This window comes from Candidatus Omnitrophota bacterium, assembly GCA_016209275.1.
GTDB lineage: Bacteria > Omnitrophota > Gorgyraeia > Aquiviventales > Aquiviventaceae > JACQWM01.
Genome location: JACQWM010000023.1, coordinates 1 through 10679, shown reverse-complemented (window position 1 = coordinate 10679; position 10679 = coordinate 1). Strand labels below are relative to the sequence as shown.

The window sequence follows — 10679 nt, the reverse complement described above, 5'->3', positions numbered from 1 at the left end:
GCGGGCGCACCGACGCTTTCCTCGTCGGACAACCCACGTTCTCGTGTACTGGCAGTGTGGGCATCGGTGCCGCCGGGTCATGCCTCCATGATACTAAACTAGGTGGCTGGAACACGACTTTACCCTAAGTTATTCATGGTTGCAGCGGGTATCGAGATAGTCATGACCATCTTAGACGTGTTGCTGGGAGGAATGAAAGCGGCTCAAGAGATCGGGATGCGGGATGGCAGCGTTGGTGTCCCGGCAGCAATAGGCGTTTACGCAGCTAGTAGGCTGTTATGGATAGGGTTCCGCTTTTATGTGGTCTCCTATTTTAGGCGTGTTGAGGTGAGAGCCCAATTCCGTTGAGGCTAGTTGTGCAATCTACGATAGCAAGCCTCAAAAGGGTCCCCCGACAACAAACGATTTACATATTTATTGATGCAAAAGCATATTTATGCTATTATTGATCAGTGGGAGGTGAGCGACGATGTATCGAACAACGCTGGTCTTAGATGATGAGTTGCACCGCCAGTTGAAGCGGACTGCGGTGGATCGCCGCCGTCCGATGCGGGTGCTGGTGGCGGACGCTATTCGGGCCTACTATGGTTTTGGACTAAAACCAAAGCCCAGTCCCACACCAAAGTTCGGCGTGTATCGATTTAAAGTCAAGGGAAACCTTAGTCGAAAGGACATCTACGGCTGGCTGTGACGGTTCTCCTTGACACCAACGTGCTGATTCATGCGGCGAATGCGGCATCGCCGGTCTATGCGTTGGCGCGGCAATTGCGAGACCAGGCGGTCGCTGGAACCCTCCAGGCGTGCCTCTCCCCGCAGAATTTATGGGAGTTCTACGCGGTCGTGACCAACCCGAAGCGCATTCACCCCGCCCTTTCTGCTCAGGAAGCACTCCATGAAGTCTCGTTATATATGCAGGCGCCCCACCTTCGCGTTCTCGTCCCGCAGCCATCAAGCCATCAACGAGCCTTGACGCTGCTTCGACGGCATCCCGTTACCGGAAAAGGCGTATTCGATGTGTATTTGGTGGCCACCATGCTCGATCATGGCGTCAGCACCATCTATACGGAGAATGTTCAGGATTTCCGTCGCTATCCTGAAATTGAAGTCATCAATCCCTTTGCCATCTCTACGAAGCCATCGTCTCGATCCGCTCCATGAACCCTCTCCGCATCTGTTTTAAGTCCGGGGAGCGCACATTCTCGGCAGCGTTCAACGACACCGCCATCGCCCAGGCGATTGGGCGCCAGCTGCCGATGACGTCTACGGTTCAGCGATGGGGCGAGGAAATCTATTTCGACGTGCCGGTGAGGATGAAGAACACGTCGCCGACCCGAGACGTCAAGGTCGGCGATGTCGCCTACTGGCCCGAGGGGCCAAGCCTGTGCATCTTCTTCGGCAAAACGCCGGCCTCGAAAAAGGATGAGCCCCGCCCGACCAGCGACGTCACCATTATCGGCCACACCGACGCTCCAGCCGCACTCCTTCATTCAATAGAGGAAGGGACCTCGTTCACCATCTCGCGTTGACAAGGCCTTCCTCAAGCCGCTATGCTACCCTCGCTCATCGCAGAAGGCTATAACATGATACGACGACCGAACGCTGGGATTTATATTGCAGCGATCCTGATTTTCTTAGAGCCGGTTTTGTTCCTATGGCTATTCTATTCCTCCATGAACACTCGCCCACTATCTCCAATCTGGGTGGGCGTATTGATCGGGTATTTCATTCTCAAAATTTGTGTGGGTATCGGCTTACTCCACTTGAAGCGCTGGGCAGCGATTGCGGGCATGGTACTCACTCTTCCTGCTTTTATTAACGTTAATGGAGCAGCATTTCCGGTTGCAGAGTTTCTATTGATTTGGATTAACTTTAAGCGGTTTCTACCGAACGATCATGACTAGTTCGTCAAATCCGCGTGTTGGCTTCCTCAGTTTAGGCACCATGGGCACGCCGATGGCGATCAATCTGCTCAAGGCCGGGTTTCCGCTGACGGTGTGGAATCGCATGGCCGCCTGTCCCAAGCAAATCCACGTCAAGTTCATCGCCCTGCTCAATCGTGAATACCTGAAAGCTTCTCAGTCCTAAGCTTGGTTCTTCCTCGACCGTCCTTCCTGACAACTTTGTCATCGAAAAGTCATGGCCCCGTCATCTTTCTTAGGTAGGCTTCTGACCAGCAAGCTCTGCTGCGGTATCGAGGGAGGGTTGTGGTGATTGTGGAGCAACACAAGGAGGTGTGCAATGAATCGGGTCCAGGGGTTCGCGTGGTTGTGCGTGGCTGCGCTTGCCGTGCTCGTCGGGAGCTCCGGCGCGTGTTGGGCTCAGCAGCCAAGCGGGGCGGCAGCGCGATCTGAGGGGTTGATCATGTCGGGGACCATTGCCTCGGTGAATGTCGAGCAACGGATCATGCGGTTGAAAACAGGCGTGTTTTCAACCGAGCAGTTTGCCATCGATGCCGATGCCAAGATCACCGATGGTGAACGGTCGCTGCAGCTCGACCACCTCACGCCGGGCGCGAAGGTCACGGTGCGGTATACGGACAAGGAAGGACGGCGCATCGCTGAGGCTATTATCGTGAACGCCTCCAACGCGCCACCGCAACAGCCGGCCGTCCAACCGAGTCCATCATCGGCAGACCGGCCAGACGAGCGCCGGTAAACGCCGCGTTGCGTCGTGAACGATTGCGATCGAGGGTGAGCAGAGGGGTGTCGCACGGCACAGATGCTGTGTGATGCGGAATACCCCCTCTGCTCACCGTCGTTCTTTCAGGCGCGGGGGCTCCAGACTCGCAATCGCCTTGCGTTTACAGGCGGGGAGGATGACAATAAAGGGACATGGGAGAAAGCGCGATGCGCATCCTAGTGGTTGAAGATGATGCTCGGGTGGCCAGTTTCATCCGTCGCGGCCTTCGCGAGGAGCATTACACGGTTGATGTGGGGGCGGATGGGGAGCAAGCCCTCTACCTGGCTCAAACCAACGACTATGATCTCTTGATCCTCGATTTGCTCCTGCCGAAGCGCAGCGGCCTGGACGTGCTTCGCGAGCTTCGCAAAGACGGCGTGACGATTCCCATTCTCGTGCTGACGGCCAAGGATGAGCGGTCGGATAAAGTCGCCGGATTAGATGCGGGGGCGGATGACTATCTCACCAAACCCTTTGGGTTTGATGAGCTCCTCGCGCGAGTCCGCGCGCTCATGCGCCGCCGGGGCGACATGGTGCAGACGATCATGCGTGTCGCTGATGTGGAGATGGATACCCTGCGCCATCGGGTCACCCGAGGCGGAAAAGACATCATGCTGACGAATCGGGAATACGGCCTGTTGGAATATTTTTTGCGCCATCCGGATCGGGTCGTGACGCGCACCATGCTGGCCGAGCATGTGTGGGAGCATGATTTTGATCCGTTGTCGAATGTGATTGATGTGCATGTCGCGCGCCTGCGACGAAAAGTTGACGAGGGGTGTTCTCTGAAGCTGCTGCACACCCTGCGGGGCACCGGCTACATCTTGCGCTCCCCCAAGAAAGGTCGATGATCCCACGCCTGAAACGTTCGATCCGCGTCACCCTCTCGCTGTGGTACATCGGCATCCTCGCGACGACCCTCTGCGCCTTCAGTATCGTGCTCTATACCCGCGTGACCCATAGCCTCTCGAACTATGTCAACGGCGTGTTGGCGTCTCGGACGGACGGCGTGGCCCATGCGCTGTTTGCCTTTTGGAAAGCGGAGGGCGCGCCGCCTGGCAATTGGGTCGTGGCTCCCTCCGGCACCTTATGGGGTGAAGTGAGCCTCGGTCGCTTTTCCGATCTCGTCGACCGCTGGGTGAGAAAGACCCACCATTTGGATACGGTGGGTCTGGTGCGGCTCGTGGATCGGTATGGGAATGTCTTAGCCGCATCAGGCGACTTGACTCCAGCAGCGCTTCCGATTACGCGCACGGCGCTCGCCTCGGTTGAGCAGCCGCATGCCGTGTATGAAACCTTCACCGTTTCTGCGGGGCGCTTCCGCATGGTGACGCACCCAGTTCTTGAGGGCAAGCAATTGCTCTATCTCGTGCAAGCGGCGACCTCGTTGCACCAAACCGATGCGTCGCTGGAGCGGTTGCGGCTCTCGCTGCTGTTGCTGGCTCCCCTCACCCTCCTCGTCGCGGGCAGCGTGGGATGGATCCTGTCGACCAACGCGTTGCGGCCCTTAGAAGTGATTATGGCCCAAGCCCAGCGCATCGGTCCTGCGGAACTGAATAAACGCCTGGAGGTGCCCAACACCGATGACGAATTGGAACGCCTCGCGCTGACCTTTAATACCATGCTCGACCGGTTGGAACGCGCGTTCCAACGGCTGCGTCAATTCAGCGCGGCCGCCTCCCACGAATTGCGCACGCCGTTAACCGTCATGCGAGGCGAGCTGGAGGTCGCGCTGCGCAAGCCGCGCGAGCCAGGCGAATATCAGCAAGCGCTCCGAACGCATTTGCGCACCGTGATGGAAATGAGCGCGATTGTGGAAGAGCTGCTCACGCTTGCAAGAAGCGACACGGTGGAGGGCGCTATCGAATGGCGCGCGCTGACCCTGAATACCGTGGCGCGAAAAGTCGGTGAACAGCTGCGGCCCCTCGCGGAGGCCAAGCAGGTCGCGCTTGATCTGCGCACCGCGGAGTCGGTGTGGGTTCGAGGAGATGCGCGGTTATTAGAGCGGCTCGTCACCAATCTCCTGGACAACGCGATTCGTTACACACCCGCCGAAGGCCGCATCATCCTTCGGTCCGAGCGCCGCAACGGCGATGCGTGTTTGATCGTGCAAGATACCGGCTCCGGGATTCGGCCGGATGAGTTGCCGAGGATTTTTGATTGGTTTTTCAGCCGTCGATCGAAGGATCCCCACGTCCCGACGGTGTCTGCGGGTGTGGGGCTGAGTCTCTGTCGTTGGATTACGGAAGTGCATCAAGGGCGCATTGAAGCCGTCAGCCCTCCCGGCGAAGGCGCCACCTTTACCGTCCGCTTGCCCCTCAGCACCCCGGCCTCGTAACGTCTTGACGCATGAAGACGTTGTAATCTCCAATTCATCCTCCTGTCATCTTCACATTCTACACTTGACGCATCACTCGCACAGACGGTTGCTGGCAATAGCGCGTGATGAGGGGATGATGCGCGGGACGATTCCTCGGTGAGCGTCGGAGGAGAGGAGGCAGCAGATGTATGAGAACGGCGTTTCTTTGATGACCCCGGTTGGCGTCATCGAAGGGGAAATTTTGCAAGAACTCGAAACCTTGGGAGCCACGACGATTCGCCAGCTCGTTCGGAAGCTCGACTGGCCAGCCTCCCTGGTCATCATGGCCATCGGCGCGCTCATCAGAGCCGGGATCGTCTGTGGAAGACATCATGAGCTTGAGATCGTCGTCAGGCTGCCCAATCAGGAGGGGGGTGTGCCATGATGCCGCCAGGAGATGAACTTCGACAAGAGCATCGCCATCTGGTGAGCAGCCTCGATGCTTTGGAGTGCGCGCTGTCGTTTCAAGAGGAGGCATGGTTTGCCTTGCGCGAAATGAGTTTTAATCTTTCCAAAGCCGTCAGGCGCCATCTCCTTCAGGAAGAACGCATCCTGACGTTGGTGGGTGCGAAAGAATTGGTGGAGGGGCTAGCTCAGGCGGGTGCGTCGCATCGGCATGCGTCGACTCAGCTGCGGGTGATCAACCGGTACTTTACGGAAGAACCCCGGCATTCGTTGCGCCGCATTGGGCCGCTGCTGTCGGCCATGATTCACGACTTGCGGCGGACGATCCATGCCCAGGATGACGTCTTGCGCGCCATGCAGCCTGATTCGCGCGATCCGGCTGGCCTTGCCCCTGTCTGGGAATTCGGGAGAGGAGGTGTCTATGTCGCAGAGTAGTCAACGACGCGCGATCACCCTGCTCATGGCCGGGGTGGCCGTGACGGCCGCCGCGGGATGGATGACATCCAGGATGCGCCAGAACGAAGACCGGCGTCCCCTCGTGATAGAACGGTCTGCCGCCGTGCCGGGGAATCAACCGGAGGCGAAGGAACTCGACTTGGCAGTGATGACAGAGAATGCTGCCAAGACAGAGATTGCTTCTCCCTGGTGGGCCGACGCCTCGCTCTAAGGGGGGTGCCTGACCTTCGTCCGAGACAAGTGTGGTTAGATCGCCTGCCGCAGGGGAAGGCGTAAGTGTTCTTTCCGCCCTCTCCCTCGTGAGGGGGTATGAGCCCTGCCGAATGCAAGCCGTCGCGTTCCGCGGCGGTTTGTTGTCAATTGACAATCTCTTCATTCAGCCGCTATGCTAAGCTCGCGATGACACTTCAATCACATCCCCGGATGGGCTTTCTTGGTCTTGGCACCATGGGCACACCCATGGCGGCGAATCTGCTCAAGGCGGGGTTTCCGCTGACGGTGTGGAATCGCACCGCCGCGAAGATGGAATCGCTGCTCAAGCTCGGAGCGAAGGCAGGGAAAGGCCCAGCCCAGGTCGCCGCTGAGGCCGACGTCGTCATCACGATGGTGTCGCAGCCCAAGGATGTGGAAGATGTGGCGCTTCGCCCCGACGGCGTGGTGGATGGATTGCCCGCGGGTGCTGTCTACGTCGACATGAGCACGGTGTCTCCAGCGACCTCCCGCAAGCTTGCCGGGGCGGTGGCGGCCAAACAGGCGGAGTTTCTCGATGCGCCGGTGGTCGGCTCAAAGGGGCCGGCGACCGATGGGACCCTCGTGATTCTCGTCGGGGGGTTGCCGACGACGCTGGAGCGCTGCCGCCCGATCTTTTCCGCCATGGGGAAGACGATCATTCATGCCGGCGGGGTTGGCTCGGGTGCCGCGTTGAAACTCGCCACCAACCTGATGTTGGCGCACTTGGCCGCTGGGTTTTCCGAGGGGCTGCTGCTTGTTGAGCGCGCCGGGCTGGATCCAAAAAAATATCTCGAGGTGCTGGAGGCCAGCACGTTTCGCTCGCCCTGGTATCAGACGAAGGGGATCGGCATGATCAAGCGGGATTTCTCAACCCATTTCGCCCTCAAACATATGCGGAAAGACCTTCGGCTCATGAGTGAGCTGGCCGAGGACATCACGGCCGCCGTGCCCATCACGAAGGCGATCGAGCAGCTTTTTGCCCAGGCCGAGGCGGATGGCCGCGCCGACCTTGACTATTCCGCGATTTTGGCACAGCTGGAACATCCAACAACAGAGGGTGATTACACAGATTTCAAGTGATGATTACACAGATTAGAACGTCTTCATCGGGTTGACGCATGGTTTCCTCGAAATCGCAGCACGAAAAATTAGCTCCCTTGCGCGCCGACGTGCGTTTCCTCGGCAATGTGCTTGGCCAAGCGCTGATCCACCAGGAAGGCCAAGCGTTTTTCGATATCGAGGAGCGCATTCGCGCCGTCGCCATCAAAGCCAGGCGGCAAAACAGCCGTCGCGATGCCGCGCGGTTGCAGCAGCTGCTGGATCGTCTGACGCTGCCCATGGCGGAAAAGATCATCCGCGCCTTCTCAGTGTATTTTCAGCTCGTCAATATCGCCGAAGAGAATCACCGGTTGCGCCGCAAGCGGCATTATGAGGCGCTCCCCGGTTTTCATCCGCAGCGCGGGTCGATCGAAGACGCCGTGCATCGGTTGCATGCCTCCGGTGTGACGCCGGAGACGCTCCTTGGGCGCGCCAAGGATTTCGCGATCACCCTGGTGCTGACCGCGCATCCCACCCAGGCGCTTCCGCCTACGGTGTTGACGAAGCATCGCGTGATTTGGGATCTGTTGATGAAGCGGGCCCTGCTTCATCCAGTGCCCAAAGAAGAGCGCGCGTTAACCCAGGAGCTCTTTGAGCACATTCTCGCCCTCTGGCAGACCGAGGAACTGCGCCCCAGCCGCCCGACGGTGCAGGATGAAGTGGAGCAGGGGCTCTACTATCTCTCCTCGGTGCTCTACGATGCGCTGCCGGAGATGCTGCTGGCGTTTCAGCGAGAAGTCGAGCGGGTGTACGGCCGCGCGATTGCGCTCCTGCCGCTGATGCGCTTCGGCAGCTGGATCGGCGGCGATAAAGACGGCAACCCGCATGTGACGCACGAGTCCATCCGCTGGGCGCTGTTGCGCTATCGCCAGGCGGTCCTCTCCAAGTACCTGGCGTCCTTGGAGGCTCTGCAGGAGGCGCTCACCCAGTCGGACCAACTCTGCCGCATGCCGCCGGCATTTCTCCGCTCGCTCGCCAATGATCGCCGGAGCTTTCCGGCGCTGACAGAATCGTTGGATCTGAAGTATCCGCACCAACCCTATCGGCAGAAGCTTGAGATCATGAGCCACCGGCTGCGACAGATGTTCAAGATCTCCTCGGAGTCCGAGGGCGGCTATCGCAGTGTTGAGGAATTCCAGCGCGATATCGAGCTGATCCGCCGAAGCCTGATCAGCCACCGGGCCGATCCGATTGCCGACCATGCGGTGGCGAAGCTCAGCCTGCAAGCGGCCCTGTTCGGGTTTGTCTTCGCCCGGGTGGATGTGCGCGAGCACAGCCGCAGGCACCTGGAGGCGTTTGCCGAACTGGCCCGATTGCATCAGATCACCTCGGATGATCCTCGCATGATGTCCGAAGCCGAGCGCCGAGCCCTGCTCGATCAGCTGCTGACCCAGCCGCGCTACGTGGAGCTGCTCAAAGGCTGCTCGTCGGCCACCCGCGAAACCATCCAAACCTTTCAGGTGATGGCCGAGCATCTGGATCATGTGGATCCTGAGGCGATCGACGGCTACATCATCAGCATGAGCCATGAGCCCAGCGATATCCTGACCGTGCTGTGGTTGTTTCAGCAGACCGATCTGTTCCGCCGGACCACGCGCGGCTTCTGGAGCGGGGCGAATATCATTCCGCTCTTCGAGGGCATTGACGATCTGCGCCGAGCGCATGAGATCATGCAGCGACTCTTTGAGCATCCGGTGTACCAGCACTACCTCAAAGCGCGCCACCAGCGCCAGCAGATCATGCTGGGCTACTCTGACTCCAACAAGGACGGAGGATTTTTCACCGCCAACTGGGAGCTGTATGCCGCGCAGCGCCGGCTGCATCGCGTGGCCGCGGCGCACCAGGTGAAGCTGCAGCTCTTTCATGGCCGCGGCGGCACCATCGGCCGCGGCGGAGGCCCGTTGCACCAGACCATTTTGGCGCAGCCCTGGGGCACGCTCGAGGGCCGGATCAAAATTACGGAGCAGGGCGAGGTGGTCGCCGCAAAATACGCGAATCCGATGCTGGCTCTTCGCAATCTTGAGCTCGTGCTTTCCGCGGTGCTGGAAGCCACGCTGGCCGCCCCGCCACCGTCCGCGCGCCTCAGTCGCTGGGAAGAGGCCATGGCGGAGCTCTCAGCATCCGCCTGGCGCCGGTACCGTGACGTCGTCTATGAGGATCCGGACTTTGTGAGCTATTTCGAGCAGGCCACGCCCATCGAAGCCATTACCGATTTTCGCATCGGGTCTCGGCCCTCGCGCCGCGCCGCCTCGCGGAAGATCGAGGATCTGCGCGCCATCCCGTGGGTCTTTAGCTGGACGCAAAGCCGCCAAGTGCTGCCCAGCTGGTTTCCCTTCGGCTGGGCCGTGGAGCGGTTTGCCGGCTCCTCTGACGGCGGATGGGCTGCGCTGCAACAGATGTATCGGCGCTTTTCCTGGTTTCATGTCATGGTCGACTTTATTCAGATGAGCCTCGGCACGGCCGACATGCGCATTGCGCGGCAGTATGCCGCCTTGGCCCGACCGCCCGCGCTCGGCAAGCGCATCTTCGCTGGCATTGAGGAGGAGTTCGCTCGCACGCGCCGCGCCATCCTGGCGATCACCGATCAACGCGAGCTGCTGGATGCCAACTACGTGTTGCAGAACGCCATCTGGCTTCGGAACCCCTACGTGGACCCCATCAGCCTGCTGCAGGTGCGTTTCCTGAACGCGCGGCGCACCACCCGGAGTGCCAGCAGCCGCAAACAGCTTGAGCGGGCGTTGGCGCTGACGATCAACGGCATTGCCGCCGGCATGCGCCATACCGGCTGAGCGGCAGCAGAATATGCTTGACAACTTGCAGGGCTGGCGCTAGGATGAAGTGTAAGTTGTTCTCACCACGTTTGTGAGTTGACAAGTTGTAAGCCAATTTGAGTTGATGGCGGTGAGTGCCACTCGTCGGAGAGGGCACTTATTTTTTTCGCCTGCTCTTTGATAATCAGAGTGCTGCCAACCCAGACGTTTCAAGGGTTTCACTGGATCGATTCACCGATCAACGAACATGAAACATGTTGACGGAGGGTTTGATCCTGGCTCAGAGTGAACGCTGGCGGCGTGGATAAGGCATGCAAGTCGAGCGATCCTTGACACGCAAGTGTCAAGGATAGCGGCAAACGGGTGCGTAACGCGTGGGTAACCTACCCCACAGTGTGGGATAACCCAACGAAAGCTGGGCTAATACCACATGCGCCCCGTCCTCTGCATAGAGGGCGGGGGAAAGATGGCGACCCGCAAGGGGCTATCACTGAGGGAGGGACCTGCGTTCCATCAGCTTGTTGGTAGGGTAACGGCCTACCAAGGCGATGACGGATAGCTAGCCTGAGAGGGCGGTTAGCCACACTGGGACTGAGACACTGCCCAGACTCCTACGGGAGGCTGCAGTCGAGAATCTGTCGCAATGGGGGCTACCCTGACGATGCGACGCCGCGTGCGGG

General features: G+C 59.5%; 12 protein-coding genes and 1 rRNA gene. All 13 read left to right on the top strand.

Translation table 11 applies throughout. The features are described from left to right. Nucleotides 1-469: 469 nt before the first annotated feature. Nucleotides 470-691, top strand: coding sequence for a hypothetical protein (locus tag HY737_03595; protein MBI4597466.1), 222 nt, complete (start codon nucleotides 470-472; stop codon nucleotides 689-691). Further along, nucleotides 688-1158, top strand: coding sequence for a PIN domain-containing protein (locus HY737_03590; protein ID MBI4597465.1), 471 nt, complete (start codon nucleotides 688-690; stop codon nucleotides 1156-1158). The genes HY737_03595 and HY737_03590 overlap by 4 nt, the downstream gene beginning before the upstream one ends. Beyond that, nucleotides 1155-1526: a hypothetical protein gene (locus tag HY737_03585; GenBank protein ID MBI4597464.1), complete on the top strand. Its 372-nt coding sequence runs from the start codon at nucleotides 1155-1157 to the stop codon at nucleotides 1524-1526. Before HY737_03590 ends, HY737_03585 begins: the two co-directional genes overlap by 4 nt. A gap of 367 nt (nucleotides 1527-1893) precedes the next feature. Then, on the top strand, nucleotides 1894-2085 hold the full coding sequence (locus tag HY737_03580) for a hypothetical protein (protein ID MBI4597463.1): 192 nt from the start codon (nucleotides 1894-1896) through the stop codon (nucleotides 2083-2085). A 153-nt stretch (nucleotides 2086-2238) separates the two neighbouring features. Then, nucleotides 2239-2655 carry a hypothetical protein gene (locus HY737_03575; protein MBI4597462.1) on the top strand — a complete coding sequence of 139 codons (417 nt, stop codon included), beginning with the start codon at nucleotides 2239-2241 and terminating at the stop codon, nucleotides 2653-2655. Nucleotides 2656-2846: 191 nt separating this feature from the next. Then, nucleotides 2847-3530, top strand: coding sequence for a response regulator transcription factor (locus HY737_03570; protein MBI4597461.1), 684 nt, complete (start codon nucleotides 2847-2849; stop codon nucleotides 3528-3530). Further along, entirely contained in the window at nucleotides 3527-5017 is a 1491-nt protein-coding gene (locus HY737_03565; protein MBI4597460.1) for a HAMP domain-containing protein, read from the top strand. Before HY737_03570 ends, HY737_03565 begins: the two co-directional genes overlap by 4 nt. Nucleotides 5018-5183: 166 nt before the next feature. Then, nucleotides 5184-5423, top strand: a complete 240-nt coding sequence (locus HY737_03560; protein ID MBI4597459.1) for a hypothetical protein — start codon at nucleotides 5184-5186, stop codon at nucleotides 5421-5423. Further along, nucleotides 5420-5878: a hypothetical protein gene (locus HY737_03555; GenBank protein ID MBI4597458.1), complete on the top strand. Its 459-nt coding sequence runs from the start codon at nucleotides 5420-5422 to the stop codon at nucleotides 5876-5878. Before HY737_03560 ends, HY737_03555 begins: the two co-directional genes overlap by 4 nt. Then, entirely contained in the window at nucleotides 5865-6110 is a 246-nt protein-coding gene (locus HY737_03550; protein MBI4597457.1) for a hypothetical protein, read from the top strand. The genes HY737_03555 and HY737_03550 overlap by 14 nt, the downstream gene beginning before the upstream one ends. A gap of 188 nt (nucleotides 6111-6298) precedes the next feature. Then, nucleotides 6299-7210, top strand: a complete 912-nt coding sequence (locus tag HY737_03545) for an NAD(P)-dependent oxidoreductase (protein ID MBI4597456.1) — start codon at nucleotides 6299-6301, stop codon at nucleotides 7208-7210. A 38-nt stretch (nucleotides 7211-7248) separates the two neighbouring features. Further along, nucleotides 7249-10017: a phosphoenolpyruvate carboxylase gene (ppc, locus tag HY737_03540; GenBank protein MBI4597455.1), complete on the top strand. Its 2769-nt coding sequence runs from the start codon at nucleotides 7249-7251 to the stop codon at nucleotides 10015-10017. A gap of 241 nt (nucleotides 10018-10258) precedes the next feature. Next, nucleotides 10259-10679, top strand: a 16S ribosomal RNA gene (locus HY737_03535); the annotation flags it as partial.